Raw genomic sequence first — 15931 nt, forward strand, 5'->3', positions numbered from 1 at the left:
ACTCCGAGGAGACCTCGTGCGCGTGCTGTTCACCGTCTCGGACTGGCCGGGGCACTACTACCCCCTGGTCCCGCTCGGCCGGGCCCTGCAGGCCGCCGGACACGAGGTGCGCGTGGCGTGCGCGGCCGGCGAGTCCGCGGCGCTGCGCCGCGCCGGCCTGACCCCCGAACCCCTCCTGCGGCCCGCGCTGGGCATGGCCGAGCAGGGCCGGCTGAACAACTACTGGGCCGCCCAGAAGGGCGCCTGGCCCTACGACCGGCTCCCGCCGCACCCCGTCACCGGCGAGGAGCTGCGCCGGCTCGAGGACTTCGACTTCGCGGCCTTCCGCACGACCGAGCGGCCCCGGATCCTGCGGGCCACCCGCGAGGGCTTCGATGCCGTCGTCGGCTTCGCCCGCGCCTGGCGCCCCGACCTCGTCGTCCACGACCGGATGAGCATCGAGGGCCTGCTCGCCGCCCGCGTCCTGGGCGTGCCCGCCGTCCTGCACCTGTGGGGCCCGCACGGCACGGCCGAACCCGAACCGGAGCTGCGGATCATCCCCGGCGACCCCACCGGGTCCTTCCCCCGGTACGGCGCGGGCGAGATGGGCACCGACCTGATCGAGTACGTCCTCGACCCCTGCCCGCCCGGCCTCGAACCGCCCACCGACGCCCGCCGGCTGCGGATGCGGTACGTGCCGTACAACGGGCCGGGCACCGCGCCCCGGCTGGAGCCGCCGTCCGGCGGCCGGCCCCGCGTCTGCCTGGTCTGGGGCCGCTCCCTGGCCGGCGTGTACGGCCCGGTCGCCCGGCTGGTGCCCGAGCTGGCCGCCTCCTGCGCCGCGACGGGCGCCGAGGTGCTGGTCCTGGCCGATCCCGAGGACACCGCCGCCCTCGGCACCCCGCCGCCCGGGGTCCGGCTGCTGCCGGGCGCCCCGCTCGGCGACGTCCTGCCCGGCTGCGCGGCCGTGGTGCACCACGGCGGTGCCGGCTGCACGATGACCGCGGTCGCCGCGGGCGTGCCCCAGCTGGGCGTCCCGTTCTCCGCCGAGCAGCACCTGAACGTCCGCCGCGTCGCCGGGGCCGGGGCCGGCCTGGTCGTCCCCGCGAGCGACGGCGACCGCCCGGCCGCCGTGCGGGACGCGCTGACCCGGCTGCTGCGGGACCCCGTCCACCGCACCCGCGCGGCCCGGCTGCGCGAGGAGCTCGCCGGGCTGCCCGGCCCCGCCGAAATCGTGCCGGTCCTGGAGGACATCGCCCTGCCGGGCCGCGCCGGGAACCGGGCCGCCCGCCCGGCCGGCCCCGCCGGACCGGCCCCGCGCGCCGGCCGGACCGCGACTGCCGACGCGACCGCCGAGGACCCCGCGCCCGCCGAAGACACCGAGAACCCCGAAGAAGCCGAGGAAGAGGAACGCGCCATGCCGACGCAGCGGACCAGCACGACCCAGGACGACCAGCCCCAGGACGACCAGCTCCAGGCCGAGACCCGGATCAGGGAGATCGCGCTGAGCGTGGCCGCGGCCTCCGCGATCCAGGTCGCCGTCCGGCTCGGGGTCGCCGACGCCCTGGACGACGAGGACGCCGACGCCCGCGACCTGGGCCGGGCGGTCAACGCCGCCCCGGACACCCTGGCCCGGCTGCTGCGCGCGCTCGCCGCGCACGGCGTGTTCGAGGAGACCGCGCCCGGCCGGTTCCGGCACACCGCGACCTCCCGGCTGCTGCGCTCCGACGCGCCCGGCGGCGGCATGGCCGACATGGTGCTGTGGGCGGGCGCCGCCTGGACGTGGGACGCCTGGCCGCGTCTGGAGCAGGCCGTGCGCACCGGCAAGGCCGTCCTGCCGGAGCTGTACGGCAAGGACTTCTTCAGCTACCTGCGGGAGGACGCCCCGGACGACGCGCGCGTCTTCAACCGGGCCATGACCCAGGCGAGCGCGCTCACCTCCCGGGCCGTCGCCGAGACCCTCGACCTCGACGGGGCCGGCAGCGTCGCCGACATCGGCGGCGGCCAGGGCCACCTGCTGCGGACGATCCTGGAGCGGCACCCGCACGTCACCGGCGAGCTGTTCGACCTGCCGGCCGTGGTGGAGGGCGCCGACCCGGCGCTGCGCGAGGGCGGCGAACTGGCCGGCCGCGCCCGGGTCACCGCGGGCGACTGCCTGGACGCCGTGCCGGTCAGCGCCGACGTGTACGTCATCAAGCAGATCCTCAAGTGGGACGACGAGCGCTCGGTCAGGGTGCTGCGCAACGTCGCCGAGCACGCCGCGCCCGGGGCCCGCATCGTCGTCGTGCAGAACCTCGTCGACCTCAGCCCCGAGCCGCGGGTCACCACGGCGATGGACCTCTTCCTGCTGCTCAACGTCGGCGGCCGGGAGCACCACCAGGGCGACTTCGAGGACCTGTTCCGCCGGGCCGGCCTGGAGTTCGCCGGTGTCACCCGGGCGCGCAGCGCGCTCTACCTGATCGAGGCCAGGGTGCCCGGCACCGCGTCCTGACGACCCCACCCCACTCCCGGAGGCTGCCATGTCCGTTTCCCCGTCCCCGTCCGCCGCGCCGCCGGACGCGCCGCCGCGCGCGCGGCCGTCCCGGCCGGTTCCCGGCGGCGCGCTGCGCCCGCGTCTCGTGCCCGGGTGGTCCGAGCGGCTCGCGCGGTCGGCGGCCGCCGCGCAGGGACGGCACCTGAGCACGGAGGCCTTCCCGCGGTGGCTCGGGGAGCGGCGGGACGCGGGCCGCTTCCGGGTGACCCGGGTGCCCTTCGCGGAGCTGGACGGCTGGTCCTTCGAGCCGGGGTCGGGCAACCTCGTGCACCGCAGCGGGCGCTTCTTCTCCGTCGAGGGCCTGCACGTCCGCTCGGAGGACGGCCCCGTGCCGGAGTGGCACCAGCCGGTCATCCGCCAGCCGGAGGTGGGGGTGCTGGGCATCCTCGTCAAGGAGTTCGACGGGGTGCTGCACTGCCTGATGCAGGCCAAGATGGAGCCCGGCAACCCCAACCTGCTCCAGCTCTCCCCCACCGTGCAGGCGACGCGCAGCAACTTCACCAAGGTGCACCGGGGCGCCGACGTGAAGTACATCGAGTACTTCGACGGCGACCGCGCGGGCCGCCTCGCCCGCGTCGTCACCGACAGCCTGCAGTCCGAGCACGGCTCGTGGTTCCTCGGCAAGAGCAACCGGAACATGGTCGTCGAGGCGCTGGGCGACGTGCCCCTGCACGAGGACTTCTGCTGGCTGACCCTCGGCCAGCTCGGCGCGCTGCTGCGCCACGACAACGTGGTGAACATGGATTCCCGCACGGTCCTGTCGTGCCTGCCGCTGGACACCGGCGAGCCGGCCGGGCGGGACCGGGCCCTGCACACCGACCAGGAACTGCTGTCCTGGTTCACCGGCGAGCGCGCCCGGCGCGCCCTGACCGCGCGGGCGGTGCCCCTGAGGGACCTGCCCGGCTGGGAGTGGGACGCCCGCGCGGGACGGCACCGGCAGGGGCGGTACTTCGATGTCGTGGGCGTCGCCGTGGAGGCCGGCAACCGCGAGATCACCAGCTGGCGCCAGCCCCTGTTCGAGCCGCGGGGGCGGGGCGTGACCGCCTTCCTGGCCAAGCGCGTGGACGGCGTGCCCCACGTGCTGGTGCACGCCCGGGCCGAGGCCGGCTTCCTCGACACGGTGCAGCTCGCGCCCACCGTGCAGTACACGCCCGGCAACTACGCCTGGCTGCCGCCCGAGCGGCGCCCGCCGTTCCTGGACCTGGTCCTGTCGGGCGGCGCGGGAGAGGTGCGGTACGACGTGGTCCACGCGGAGGAGGGCGGCCGGTTCCTGAACGCCGAGAGCCGCTACCAGGTCATCGAGGTCCCCGAGGACTTCGCCGCCGAGGAGCCCCCCGGCCACCGCTGGTTCACCCTCCCCCAGCTCGCCTCCTTCGTCCGCCAGGCCAACTGCGTCAACGTCCAGGCCCGCACCCTGCTGGCCTGCCTGGCCCTGGCCGTGCCCGCGTCCGGCCGGTGAGGCGCCCGGGCCGGCGGCCGGGGGCGCGGGCCCCCGGTCCGCCCGGCCGCCGGTTCACGGTGCCGAGCGGAACGCCAGGCCCTCGGGGGTCGGCGTGGACCCGGCGCGGAACAGCGTGGTGCCGGGCCCGGACCCGTCGGTCCCCAGGCCGAACCAGGCGTACCGCTGGAGGAAGGACAGCCCGGCGAGCATCCTCGTGGCGGAGGACAGGAAGGCGGCCTGCTCCTCGTCCGTCGGGTACCGGGTGCCCCGGGAGAAGTCGATGAGGGCGAACTCGGTCAGCCAGATCGGCTTGTGGTAGCGCTCGTGCACCGCGGTCAGATAGGTGCGCAACTGGTCCACGGCCGCCTGGGTGCGGAAGTCGCCGCCGTACCAGTGCAGCGCGATGAAGTCGACGCGGTACCCCCGCTGCCCGGCCCCGGTCATGAAGCGGTCCAGCCAGCCGCCCGGCCGGTCCGCGCCGTAGGCGACGGCGGGGCTGCCGAGGGTGCGGCCCGCCGACTCCAGGCGCGGCCACAGCTCCAGCGCCCGGTTGACGGTCATGTTCGACTGCGCGCTCATGTCGGGTTCGTTGAACCCCAGCAGGTAGGGGCCGGCCGCCTCGGCCGCCGACAGGTTCTGCGGGGTGACGCTGTCGGCTCCCCAGATCATCGGCACGAAGTCGGCCCCGGCGGGCGTGCTGACGCCGGGGTGGGCTGCGGACCAGGTGTAGTACCAGCCGGTGCCGGACCGGGCCAGGGCGTCCGACGCCCCGGGGTAGGACCAGACGCCGACGCCCTTGCGGTGCGAGGCGACCGCCGGCGCGGTGGCCGCGGGTGCCGCGGCCGCCGTGGGACGGGCGGACCGCTTCGCGGCGGCGGTGGCCGACGGGGACGGTTTCGGCTTCTTCCGCGTGGCCGTGGGGCGCGGCGAGGGGGTGGTGGTGGCCGGCCGCGGGCTCGGGGACGCCGTCAGGGCCACCGGCCGGGGTGCGCCGCCCGCCGCCGCGGTGCCGGCGCCGGTGTCGCGGGAGGGCAGCAGGGCCCAGACGCCGAGGAGGACCGTCGCGGTCGCGACGGCCGCGGTGACGGCCCGGCCGCGCCGCCGGGGCGTCCGCGCCCGGCGCCGGTGTCCGGCGCGCCCGGCCGGGCGGGCGCCGCCGGGGCGGCGCCCGGAGGGGGCGTCGGCGCGCGCGGCCGCCGGTGCCGGCGCGTCCGCCCCGGGATGCGGGTCCCCCGCCCCGGACGAACCGGCCGCCGGCGGTTCCCCGGCCGGCCCGGCCGGCCGGGGGCCGGCGGCGATCGCCGCCATCGTGGCCCGGTGCAGGCCGGCCGGCGGCACGAGCAGCGGGAGACCCAGGAGCAGCCGGGCCACCGGGACCAGTTCACCGGGCCGCCCGCCGCAGTGGCCGCAGCCCCGCAGGTGCCGGGCGATCCGCTTGCGCCACAGCGGGCTCGGCCGCGTGTCCCACGTCGCGGTCAGCTCCGCCAGGTCCGGGCACGGCGGCTGCGCGGCCCGCGCCCGGACGATGGCCCGGCCCACGTCGAGCTGCTCCTTGAGCCGCTGTATCCGCACCGCCGTGTGCCGGCCCGACAGCCCCAGCGCCGCGCCCACCTCGGCCCGGGTGAGCTGACCGGTCTCCTCCAGCCACCACAGGGACAGCAGTTCCCTGTTGTCCTCGTCCAGCCAGCGCGTGGCCTCGACGACCTCGCGGCGGCTGTCGTCCAGCTGGAGCCGGAGGACCGTCAGCGACGCGAAGTCGGAGGCCGGGTCGGGCACCTGGGCGGCGCGGTCCATCGGCTCGTGCGTCCGCCGGTCCTGCTGCCGCCGTCTGATCCAGTCCCGTATCTGCCGCACGGTGATGGCCACCATCCACGATCGGTACGCCGAGGGGTCCTCGAGCTGGTTCAGGCCGCGCACCAGGCGCAGCAGGGTCTCCTGCACGACGTCGTCCACGTCCTGGTGCCCGTCCAGCGCACGGCCGACGATGTTGTAGACGAGCGGCAGGGACCGCGCGACCAGGCCCTCGACCGCCCGCGGATCACCGGAACAGGCGGCGGACACCAGGGCGCCGCCGACGTCGTGCCCATGGTCTGTGCGCATGGACCTCTTCTCCCTCTCTCATGCCCTCGGGCGTTCTCCCGCCCGCAAGGGCGTGACGCGGGACCCGGCGGTCGGCGCCCGGTCCCACCACGGGAGACGCGGACGGTCCGGCGCGACAACAAAAATCGCACCCGCCGCCGGGCACCGCGCCCGCCCCGGGCGAGATGTGACCTTCGTCGCGTCCGCCGGCCCCGGCGCGCCGGGGGACGCGCCCGCGGGTGCCGTTGCGGGCGATACCTGTGCCCGTGGGGGGAGAAATAGGGGTGGCGCCCGGGGAATATTCCCGGCGGCCGGACCCGATCCGCATTATCACCCGTGCGGGAGCCATCGCGCCGTGCTACTGTCTTTTTCAGTTGCAGGTGTGGTTGCCAGAGGGTTTTTCCGACGGGGTGATCATCACGGCGACACGGAATGCGCACACGGCGCATTCCCGACACCGCCTCCCGAAGGAGAAATCAAATGGCCACCGGAACCGTGAAGTGGTTCAACGCGGAAAAGGGCTTCGGCTTCATCGAGCAGGACGGCGGCGGCGCCGACGTCTTCGCCCACTACTCGAACATCGCCACCCAGGGCTTCCGCGAACTGCTGGAGGGACAGAAGGTGTCCTTCGACGTCGCCCAGGGCCAGAAGGGCCCGACGGCCGAGAACATCGTCCCCGCCTGAGTACCGACACGTACTTCGCAGCTGGGGCCCGCACCTTGGGGTGCGGGCCCCAGCTCGCCGCATTTCCGGGCCGGTGACGGTGGAAACCCACCGCAGGCCCGGTTCGGCTTCTCTCACATTCAGCTCGTTCTCGCGATTTTCTGCGCCATTCACGCGCTGCGGAAATCCCTTGATACGTGCTGCATCAAGGAAAGGTTTCCCATTGAATCGCACCCGTCCGACCCGCACCCACGACCGCTCCGCGGCAGGCACCGGCGGCAAGCGCGCCGGTTTTCCCCGCCGCGGCGCCAAGGTGCAGGGAAAGCGGCCGGCCCCGCAGGGTGAGTTCGCACTGCCCGAGACGGTCACGCCCGCGCTGCCCGCCGTCGAGTCGTTCGCCGACCTCGCCCTGCCGGCGCGGATGCTGGCCGCGCTCGGCCAGGAGGGCGTGAGCGTGCCGTTCCCGATCCAGGCGGCGACCCTGCCCAACTCCCTGGCCGGCCGGGACGTGCTCGGCCGCGGCCGGACCGGTTCGGGCAAGACCCTCGCCTTCGGCCTGGCGCTGCTGGCCCGTACGGCCGGGCGGCGCGCCGAGCCCCGGCAGCCCCTCGGACTCGTCCTCGTCCCCACGCGCGAGCTGGCCCAGCAGGTCACCGACGCGCTCACCCCGTACGCCCGCTCCGTGAACCTGCGCCTGGCCACCGTCGTCGGCGGCATGTCCATCGGCAGGCAGGCCGGGGCGCTGCGGGCCGGGGCGGAGGTCGTCGTCGCGACGCCCGGACGGCTGAAGGACCTCATCGACCGCGGCGACTGCCGGCTGGGCGAGGTCGGCATCACCGTCCTGGACGAGGCCGACCAGATGACCGACATGGGCTTCATGCCGCAGGTCACCGCCCTGCTGGACCAGGTGCGCCCGGACGGGCAGCGGATGCTGTTCTCCGCCACCTTGGACCGCAACGTCGACCGGCTGGTGCGCCGGTACCTGAGCGACCCCGTGGTCCACTCCGTCGACCCGTCGGCGGGCGCGGTCACCACGATGGAGCACCACCTGCTCCACGTGCACGACACGGACAAGCACTGGGCGACCACCCACATCGCGGCGCGCGAGGGCCGGGTGATGATGTTCCTGGACACCAAGCACGCCGTGGACCGGCTGACCAAGCACCTGCTGAGCAGCGGCGTGCGCGCCGCGGCCCTGCACGGCGGCAAGTCCCAGCCGCAGCGCACCCGCACCCTCGACCAGTTCAAGAACGGGCACGTCACCGTCCTGGTCGCGACCAACGTCGCGGCGCGCGGCATCCACGTCGACCACCTGGACCTCGTCGTCAACGTCGACCCGCCCAGCGACCACAAGGACTACCTGCACCGGGGCGGCCGCACGGCCCGCGCCGGCGAGTCCGGCAGCGTCGTCACGCTGGTCACCCCCGACCAGCGCCGCGCCATGAGCCGGCTGATGGCCTCGGCCGGCATCACCCCGCGGATCACCCAGGTCCGTCCGGGCGAGGACGAGCTGGGCCGCATCACCGGCGCCCAGGCCCCCTCCGGCGTCCCGGTCGTCATCGCCGCCCCGGCCGCGGAACGCCCCCGCCGCTCCTCCGCCCCCTCCCGGGGCCGGCGGGGCCGCTCCGGCCAGGGCCGCCCCGCCGGCGAGGCCTCGCGCCGCAGGCCGCAGCGGCAGCGCTCCTACGACTCGGCCGCCTAGGGTCCTCCGTTCGGATCGGGCCAGGCCCACGGGGTCCGGCCCGATCCGAGCGCCAGGCCCCGGGCCCCGTCCCCGCGGCCCGTCGTCCCTTCCCGATCCCCCGGAGGCACCTGTGACACCCGCTCGGCTGCAGCACCCCGTGGGGGCCTTCGCCCCCGTGGTTCCGGTCGGTCCCGCGGACGCGTCCGGCCCCCGGGTCTGGGACGACATGACCGTCGAGGTGGCCCTGTCCGTCATGGCCGGCGCCGGGGTCGAGCACCTGGTCCTCTGCGACGGTGACGACCGGTCCACGGGTGTGGTCACCCGGGCCCGGCTCACCGCGCTCCGCGACAGCTCCGCCTACACCGACCGGATCCGCCTGCGCGACGTCGCCGCCTCCTCCTGCTGACCCGCCGCGGCCGGACCCGGCCGCGGCGGGGGCTCCTTACGGACCGGTGACGTACGGGCGCGCTCACCCGCCGGGAGCCGGGCGCGGGCCTAGCGTGGCCGCATGCGTGTACTGGTCACCGGCGGTGCCGGGTTCATCGGGTCCCATGTCGTCGAGGCGCTGCGGGCGCGCGGGCACGAGCCGGTGGTGTACGACGTCCGCGCCGACGCCCGCGCCGACGTGCGCGACCCCGGGGCCGTCGCCCGCGCCCTGTCCGGCGTGGACGCCGTCTGCCACCAGGCGGCCATGGTGGGACTCGGTGACGGGGTCGCGGACGCGCCCGAGTACGTCTCCCGCAACGACCTGGGCACCGCCGTCCTGCTCGCCGCGATGGCCGCGGCGGGCGTCGGGCGGCTGGTGCTGGCCGGGTCGATGGTGGTGTACGGGGAGGGGCGCTACGACTGCCCGGCGCACGGCACCGTCCGCCCCGGCCCGCGTGCCGAGGCGGACCTGCGGGCGGGCCGGTTCGAGCCGCCGTGCCCGGTGTGCGGCGCCCCCCGTCCCCCGGCACGGTCGGCGAGGACGCCCCGGCCGACCCGCGCAACGTCTACGCGGCCACCAAGCTGGCCCAGGAACACCTCTCGGCCGCCTGGGCGCGGTCCACGGGCGGCACGGCCCTCTCGCTGCGCTACCACAACGTGTACGGCCCCCGGATGCCCCGCGACACCCCCTACGCCGGCGTCGCCTCCCTCTTCCGCTCGGCCCTGGCCCGCGGCGAGGCACCGCGCGTGTTCGAGGACGGCGGCCAGCGGCGGGACTTCGTGCACGTCCGGGACGTGGCCGCCGCCAACGTGACCGCGCTGGAGGCCGGTTCCCGGCCCGGCACGCTCACGGCCTACAACACCGGCAGCGGCGAGCCCCGCACGGTCGGCGACCTGGCCCGGGCCCTCGCCGCCGCCCTCGGCGGCCCCGAGCCGGTCGTCACCGGCGGGTACCGCCTCGGCGACGTGCGCCACATCACCGCGGACTCCTCCCGGCTGCGCGCGGACCTGGGCTGGAGGCCGCAGGTGCCGTTCGCCGAGGGGATGCGGGAGTTCGCCGGGGAGGAATGAGCGCGGGCGGTGCCGGGGCGGGGCCCGGGGTCCTTCGCCCGGATCGGGCCGGACCCCGCTCCCTGATCCGGCCTGACCCAAACGGCAGACCCTAGGCCCGCGCCGCCGGCAGGGTCACCTCGAAGCGGCAGCCGCCGGGGATGTTGCGCACGCTCGCGCGGCCCCGGTGGGCCTCCACGATGCCCCGGACGATCGCCAGGCCCAGCCCCGCCCCGGCCGGCGGCGTCCGCGCGTCCGTGCCGCGCCAGCCGGTGTCGAAGACGCGGGCCAGGTCCTCCTCGGGGATGCCGCCGCAGCCGTCCGTGACGGACAGCACCACGCCGTCCGGGGCGCGCTCGGCGCTGACGGCGACCGTGCCGTCGGCGGGGGTGCGGCGGATGGCGTTGACCAGCAGGTTGGCCAGGACCCGGCTCATCTCCCGGCCGTCGACCTCGACCGGCACCGGCGCCACCCGGTCGCCGACCAGCCGCACCCCGTGCTCGCGGGCCAGCGGGCCGACCCCGGCCAGGGCGTCGCCGACCAGGTCGTACACCGAGATCCGGGCCGGGCTCAGGGGCAGCGTGCCGGCGTGGATGCGGGAGAGCTCGAAGAGGTCGCCGACCATGTCGTTGAGGCGTTCCACCTCGGTGCGCATCTGCCGCAGGTAGCGGTCGGGGTCGGCGGCCACCTTGTCCTCCAGCGCCTCCGACATGGCGCGCAGCCCGGCCAGCGGGGTGCGCAGGTCGTGCGAGATCCAGGCGACCAGTTCGCGCCGGGAGGCCTCCAGGGCGCGTTCCCGCTCCCGGGAGGCGGCGAGCCGGGCGCTGGTGGCGGCCAGTTCGCGGCCGAGCGCGTCGAGTTCGGCGGTGGCCGGGACGGCGGGCGCGGCGAAGGCGTCGCCGTCCCCGAAGCGCCGGGCGGCATCGGTCAGTTCACGGCTGCGGGCGACGACCCGGCGGCCCAGCAGCAGTGCGGTGACCAGGGAGACCACGGCCGCCATGGCGACGACGGTGGTGACGACCCGCAGGTCGTGCGGGGACAGGAACATCGCCCGGGCGACCGCCATGGTCCCGGTGAGCATGGCGACCACGCCGACGGCGGCGACCACGGTGAGCGAGGCGGTGAGCGAGCGGCGGCGGACCAGCCGCAGCACGGCCGCGCCGGCGAGGCCCGTCGCGGCGGCGCCGAGGAAGGCGTAGAGGGCGATGAGCAGGGTGTCGCGCACGTCAGACCGCCTCCGCCCCGGTGCCGTCGAAGCGGTAGCCGACGCCCCACACGGTCTGGATGAGGCGCGGCCGGGCCGGGTCGTCCTCGACCTTGCCGCGCAGCCGGCGGACGTGCACGGTGACGGTCGACAGGTCGCCGAAGTGCCAGCCCCACACCTCCCGCATCAGCTCCTCCCGGCCGAACGCCCGCCCCGGGTGCCGCAGGAAGAAGGCCAGCAGGTCGAACTCGCGCAGGGTGAGGGCGAGCTCGGTGCCGTTCTTGGTGGCGCGGCGGGCGGCCGGGTCGACCGCGAGGCCGGCCGCGCCGAGCGGCCCGGACGCGCCGGACGGGACGGCGGGCCGGACGCGGCGCAGCACCGACTCCACCCGCAGCACCAGCTCGCGCGGGCTGAACGGCTTGGTGACGTAGTCGTCGGCGCCGACCTCCAGGCCCAGGACGCGGTCGTCCTCGTCGCCGCGCGCGGTGAGCATGATGACCGGCACGGGGCCGTGGGCGCGCAGCCGCCGGCACACCTCCAGGCCGTCCATGGCGGGCAGCATCAGGTCCAGCACCACCAGGTCCGGGCGGTGCGCGGCGGCGCGGTCGAGGGCGGCCGGGCCGTCGGCGGCGCGGTCCACGGCGTATCCGGCGCGGTCCAGGTAGCCCGTGACGACCTCGGCGACGGTGGGGTCGTCGTCCACGACCAGGATCCGGCCGGCGGTGTCCGGCTGCCGCCCGGCGGCGGGTCCGGGGCGGGGTGCGGGGTGCGGTTGCTGCATGTCCTCCACCCTGGCACCGTGGCACCGTCGGGGAGCGGCCCGGTCCCCGACGTCCGCGTTTCGTAAGGAGCCGGTGTCCGGTACGCCCCGGTTCGCCTTCGTAGGGTGAACGCCGTGACCACCTCACCGCCCCCCGGCGGCGTGCCCGACGTGGACGTCGTCCTGCCCTGCCTGAACGAGGCCGGGGCCCTGCCCTGGGTCCTCGCCCGGATCCCGGCCGGCTGGCGCGCCCTCGTCGTGGACAACGGCTCCACCGACGGCTCCGCCGACCTCGCCCGCGCCCTGGGGGCCACCGTCGTGCACGAGGAGCGGCGGGGGTTCGGCGCCGCCTGCCACGCGGGGCTGACCGCCGCCACGGCCGACGTGGTCTGCTTCTGCGACTGCGACGCCTCCCTCGACCCGGGCCGGCTGGTCCCCTTCGTCCGCGAGGTCCGCGCCGGCGGGGCCGACCTGGTCCTCGGCCGGCGCCGCCCGCGGGACCGGGGCGCCTGGCCCGCGCACGCCCGCGCCGGGAACCTGGCCCTCTCCCTCCTGCTGCGCCGCCGCACCGGCCTGCGCCTGCACGACCTCGGCCCCCTGCGCGCCGCCCGCCGCGAGCCGCTGCTCGCCCTCGGTCTCACCGACCGGCGCAGTGGGTACCCGTTGCAGATGGTGGTCCGCGCGGCCGACGCGGGCTGGCGGATCACGGAGCACGAGGTGCCCTACCTGCCCCGCACCGGCGCGTCCAAGGTCACCGGCACCTGGCGCGGCACCTGGCAGGCGGTGCGCGACATGTCCCGCGTCCTGAACGAAGCACCGCACCCCGTCCGCCGGGCCGCGGCGGGGCGGCCCCGGTGACCGGCCGGCCCACCGCCCCGCGCGGGCCGCGTCCGGACGGACCGCCCCCCGCGGCGGGAGCCGGGACACCGGCGCGGGAGGCCCCCGGCCGGACCGCCCCGCGCGCCGGGGAACCGCGCCCCGCGGTCCGGCCCCGTCCCGCCCGCCCCCTGCCGGGCCCCGCCCCCACCCCACTCAGGAGACGCCGATGACCACCCTTCTCGTCATCGCCAAGGAACCCCTGCCCGGACGGGTCAAGACACGGCTCGGTCCGGTCTTCTGCGCGCAGGAGGCGGCCTCGCTCGCCGAGGCCGCGCTCGCGGACACCCTGCGGGCGGTGGCCGCCGCGCCGGCCGGGCGGCGGGTGCTCGTGCTGGACGGGCGGCCCGGCCCCTGGCTGCCGGCCGGGTTCGAGGTCGTGCCGCAGTGCGCGGGCGGCCTCGACGCCCGGCTCGCCGACGCCTTCGCCCGCTGCTCCGGCCCGGCCCTGCTGATCGGCATGGACACCCCGCAGGTCACGCCCAGTCTGCTCACCGTCGACTTCGCCGGCTGCGACGCGTACTTCGGCCCGGCCGAGGACGGCGGCTTCTGGGCGCTGGGCCTGGCCCGCCCCGAGCCGGCGCTGCTGCGCGGGGTGCCCATGTCGTCGCCGTGGACCGGGGCCGTGCAGCGGGCGCGGCTGGTCGCGGCCGGGCTGCGGGTGCGCGACCTGCCCCGGCTGCGGGACGTCGACACCGCCGACGACGCCCGCGCGGTCGCCGCCCTCGCCCCGCACGGCGCCTTCGCCGCGCGGCTGGCCGCCTGTACGGCCGCCCGGTGAGCGCCCCGGCCGCGCCCGCCTGGGCCGCCTGTGATCCGTACGCCGCCGCCCTGCGCACCGGCCGCGGTCCGCTGTTCCTGCGCCGCGCCGACGGCTGGCTGCTGCCGCTGGAGGTGGAGCGCTGGTGCGCCCGTGCGGACGCCGTGGACCGGGCGGTGCTGGACCGCTGCGAGGGCGCCGTCCTGGACGTCGGCTGCGGGCCGGGCCGGCTGGTGGCGGAACTCGCCGCCCGGGGCCGTACCGTCCTCGGCGTCGACGTCAGCGGGGCCGCCGTCGCCCGCACCGTCACCCTGGGCGGACAGGCGCTGCGCCGCTCGGTCTTCGACCCGCTGCCCGGCGAGGGCCGCTGGGACACCGTCCTGCTCATGGACGGCAACGTCGGCATCGGCGGCGACCCGCGCGCCCTGCTGCACCGGGCGCGGCAGCTCCTGCGCGCCGGGGGCCTGCTGATCGCCGAGACCGCGCCCGCGGACGTCGACGAACGGGCCCGCGTCCAGGTCGTCGCCCCCGGCCGGGAGCCGGCCGGCGAGCCGTTCCCGTGGGCGCGGATCGGCGCCCCCGCCCTGCTCCGGCTCGCGCGGCGGTCCGGATGGCGCGGCGGCGTTCAGTGGGCGGCCGGGAGCCGCCGCTTCGTCGCCCTGCGCACCCGTACCGCCAGCAGCAGCGCCGAGCCGCCGAAGAGCACCGCGGTGATCAGCAGCCAGCGGCCGAGGAAGACGTCCGCCGACTGACCGGTGGCCGCGCGGTAACGCCGGTCCACCAGCCCGCTGATCAGCGGGAACCACACCAGCAGCAACAGCCCGGACAGCACGGCCGGCACCCGTGCGTACGGCACCCAGGCGCGCCGCCCGGCCGCCCCGAGCCCGTGCACGACCGCCCGGTCCAGTGCCGAGTACAGCGGCAGCAGCACCAGGTCGTGCAGGAGCGCGGCCCCCACGATCCACAGCGCGACCCCGGCCCAGTCACCGGCGAACAGCCGGACGCCCGCGTACCCGGCGAGCGCGAACGTGCAGGCGAACAGCAGTAGCTGCAGGGGGCTGCCGACCGGCACGCGGCGGGGCATCACAGGTCTCCGAAGGTCAGCCGGGCCACCCACTTGGTGTTCAGCACACCGGGCGCGGCGGGGACGATGATCCGCGCCGGGTGGCCGTGGTCGGGGGACAGGTCCTCGCCGTTGACGCGCAGGGCGAGCAGGGAGCGCGGATCGGCCACCTGGTTGGCGCGCAGGGCCGCGCGGCGGAAGGCGCCGTGCCGCTGCAGGGACTCCACGAACACGTCCGGCGGATCGCCCCGGTACCCGGCGAGCGCCGCGAGGTCGCGCAGCCGCACCCCCTGCCACCACTGGTCGTCGGTCGACCAGCCCTCGACGCAGGCGATGGGCAGCGAGGAGCTGTGCAGGGGCAGCCGCAGCAGGTCGGCGCGGCCGAGCCGGACGGTGCCGGCGGGGCCGGTGAGGACGAGCCGCCACGCGTCGCCGTGCGTGTCGGCCGGGGTGATCCCGGCGTAGGCGGCCGTCTTGTTGATCTGGAAGCCGTTCGGTCCGCCGGACGGGCCGGCACCGCCGTGCGGCGCGAGCAGGGCGGTGCGGCGCAGCGGCCCGCCCAGGCTCTGCCCGGCGGTCGTCGCGCCCAGCAGCAGGGAGCCGCCCCCGACCAGCCACAGCGCCCCGCGCCGGGACACGGTCGGCGCGCCGGGCCGCGGGGGGACGAGGTCGCCCCCGTCCCGGCCGTCCGGGCCGCCGGCGTCCCGGCGCCGCCGCACGGCCCGCAGGGCCGCCGGCGTCTTCAGCACGGCGTGCGCCGCGAACGCGGCGGCGAACACCCAGGCGCCGTAGAAGTGCAGCGGGTAGAAGGAACCCGGGAAGACGTACTCCAGCTGGACGTTGAGCACCCCGGTGGTGAACTCGAACAGCCCGCCGCCGACCAGCAGCAGCAGGGAGAGCCGCTCCAGCGCGTGCGCCAGGGAGCGGGCCGGCGGCAGGGCGAACAGCTTCGGCACCACCGACCACAGCTTGGCCAGTAGGACCGGGACCAGGGCGACGCCCAGGGTCACGTGCGCGCCCTGGGTGAGCCGGTACAGCCACACCGGCCCGGTCGGCCAGGCGAAGAGGTAGAAGCCGAGGATCCCCTTGTCCGGGGTCTTGTCGTTCACCGGGGACAGGTCCGGGTTGTAGGCCGCGTAGGACACCAGGCCGGTCACGAACAGCACGGTGACGCCGCCGAGCAGGACGAGGCCGAGGACCGAGGTGAACCGGACGCCGCGCAGCGGGCTGCGCCAGGAGCCGGGAGAGCCGGGAAGCCGGCAGTGGTCGCGCATGTCCCGACGGTAGGCCGCCGCACGGCCCGGAAGGCGTCCGTGACCCATGACGAAACGCTGACGTCGGCCCCGTGCGCGGCCCGGACGCGCCCGCCCGGCCTAGCGTGCCGCTGTGACCCCCTCCCGCCCCGCCCCGACC

At 76.7% G+C, this 15931-nt stretch carries 12 protein-coding genes and 1 pseudogene; 9 read left to right on the plus strand and 4 right to left on the minus strand.

What is annotated here, in order from left to right; all coding sequences use genetic code 11:
* Positions 1-16 precede the first annotated feature (16 nt).
* Both QQY24_RS15240 and QQY24_RS15245 read left to right on the plus strand, forming a co-directional pair.
* Positions 17-2470 carry a methyltransferase gene (locus QQY24_RS15240; RefSeq protein ID WP_301973234.1) on the plus strand — a complete coding sequence of 818 codons (2454 nt, stop codon included), beginning with the start codon at positions 17-19 and terminating at the stop codon, positions 2468-2470.
* Positions 2471-2498: 28 nt separating this feature from the next.
* A complete protein-coding gene (locus QQY24_RS15245; protein WP_301973235.1) occupies positions 2499-3971 on the plus strand; it encodes an NDP-hexose 2,3-dehydratase family protein in 1473 nt (490 codons plus the stop codon).
* Positions 3972-4025: 54 nt separating this feature from the next.
* On the opposite strand, the gene QQY24_RS15250 is transcribed toward QQY24_RS15245, so the two are convergent.
* Positions 4026-6053: a sigma-70 family RNA polymerase sigma factor gene (locus tag QQY24_RS15250; protein WP_301973236.1), complete on the minus strand. Its 2028-nt coding sequence runs from the start codon at positions 6051-6053 to the stop codon at positions 4026-4028.
* Positions 6054-6512: 459 nt separating this feature from the next.
* Between QQY24_RS15250 and QQY24_RS15255 the strand changes: the two genes are divergently transcribed.
* The 4 genes and pseudogenes from QQY24_RS15255 (at position 6513) to QQY24_RS15270 (ending at position 9876) form a co-directional block, all read left to right on the plus strand.
* A complete protein-coding gene (locus QQY24_RS15255; RefSeq protein WP_065963989.1) occupies positions 6513-6716 on the plus strand; it encodes a cold-shock protein in 204 nt (67 codons plus the stop codon).
* A 202-nt stretch (positions 6717-6918) separates the two neighbouring features.
* Positions 6919-8397, plus strand: coding sequence for a DEAD/DEAH box helicase (locus QQY24_RS15260; RefSeq protein WP_301973237.1), 1479 nt, complete (start codon positions 6919-6921; stop codon positions 8395-8397).
* Between the two features lie 139 nt (positions 8398-8536).
* Positions 8537-8785, plus strand: coding sequence for a CBS domain-containing protein (locus tag QQY24_RS15265; RefSeq protein WP_301976254.1), 249 nt, complete (start codon positions 8537-8539; stop codon positions 8783-8785).
* Positions 8786-8887: 102 nt separating this feature from the next.
* Positions 8888-9876: pseudogene (locus QQY24_RS15270) on the plus strand (NAD-dependent epimerase/dehydratase family protein).
* A gap of 91 nt (positions 9877-9967) precedes the next feature.
* Here the strand turns inward: QQY24_RS15270 and QQY24_RS15275 are convergent.
* Together QQY24_RS15275 and QQY24_RS15280 are read right to left on the minus strand one after the other, a co-directional pair.
* Entirely contained in the window at positions 9968-11080 is a 1113-nt protein-coding gene (locus tag QQY24_RS15275) for a sensor histidine kinase KdpD (RefSeq protein ID WP_301973238.1), read from the minus strand.
* A 1-nt stretch (position 11081) separates the two neighbouring features.
* Complete coding sequence (locus tag QQY24_RS15280) at positions 11082-11840, minus strand: response regulator transcription factor (RefSeq protein ID WP_301973239.1); 759 nt, start codon at positions 11838-11840, stop codon at positions 11082-11084.
* Between the two features lie 105 nt (positions 11841-11945).
* Here QQY24_RS15280 and QQY24_RS15285 point away from each other — a divergent pair, with 105 nt between their 5' ends.
* The 3 genes from QQY24_RS15285 to QQY24_RS15295 all read left to right on the plus strand — a co-directional run bounded on the left by QQY24_RS15285 (position 11946) and on the right by QQY24_RS15295 (position 14207).
* Complete coding sequence (locus QQY24_RS15285) at positions 11946-12677, plus strand: glycosyltransferase family 2 protein (RefSeq protein ID WP_301973240.1); 732 nt, start codon at positions 11946-11948, stop codon at positions 12675-12677.
* 187 nt (positions 12678-12864) lie between these two features.
* Entirely contained in the window at positions 12865-13476 is a 612-nt protein-coding gene (locus tag QQY24_RS15290) for a DUF2064 domain-containing protein (RefSeq protein WP_301973241.1), read from the plus strand.
* Positions 13473-14207, plus strand: coding sequence for a bifunctional 2-polyprenyl-6-hydroxyphenol methylase/3-demethylubiquinol 3-O-methyltransferase UbiG (locus QQY24_RS15295; protein WP_301973242.1), 735 nt, complete (start codon positions 13473-13475; stop codon positions 14205-14207). The genes QQY24_RS15290 and QQY24_RS15295 overlap by 4 nt, the downstream gene beginning before the upstream one ends.
* A gap of 331 nt (positions 14208-14538) precedes the next feature.
* On the opposite strand, the gene QQY24_RS15300 is transcribed toward QQY24_RS15295, so the two are convergent.
* Positions 14539-15792, minus strand: coding sequence for a molybdopterin-dependent oxidoreductase (locus QQY24_RS15300; protein WP_301973243.1), 1254 nt, complete (start codon positions 15790-15792; stop codon positions 14539-14541).
* Between the last annotated feature and the right edge of the window lie 139 nt (positions 15793-15931).

The sequence above is a fragment of the Streptomyces sp. TG1A-8 genome (assembly GCF_030499535.1).
Classification (GTDB): domain Bacteria; phylum Actinomycetota; class Actinomycetes; order Streptomycetales; family Streptomycetaceae; genus Streptomyces.

Excerpts from the sequence above, each read along its gene's own strand:
- QQY24_RS15245 (WP_301973235.1), top strand. The coding sequence starts at position 2,499 with ATGTCCGTTTCCCCGTCCCCGTCCGCCGCGCCGCCGGACGCGCCGCCG.
- QQY24_RS15250 (WP_301973236.1), bottom strand. The coding sequence starts at position 6,053 with ATGCGCACAGACCATGGGCACGACGTCGGCGGCGCCCTGGTGTCCGCC.
- QQY24_RS15255 (WP_065963989.1), top strand. The coding sequence starts at position 6,513 with ATGGCCACCGGAACCGTGAAGTGGTTCAACGCGGAAAAGGGCTTCGGC.
- QQY24_RS15280 (WP_301973239.1), bottom strand. The coding sequence starts at position 11,840 with ATGCAGCAACCGCACCCCGCACCCCGCCCCGGACCCGCCGCCGGGCGG.
- QQY24_RS15290 (WP_301973241.1), top strand. The coding sequence starts at position 12,865 with ATGACCACCCTTCTCGTCATCGCCAAGGAACCCCTGCCCGGACGGGTC.
- QQY24_RS15300 (WP_301973243.1), bottom strand. The coding sequence starts at position 15,792 with ATGCGCGACCACTGCCGGCTTCCCGGCTCTCCCGGCTCCTGGCGCAGC.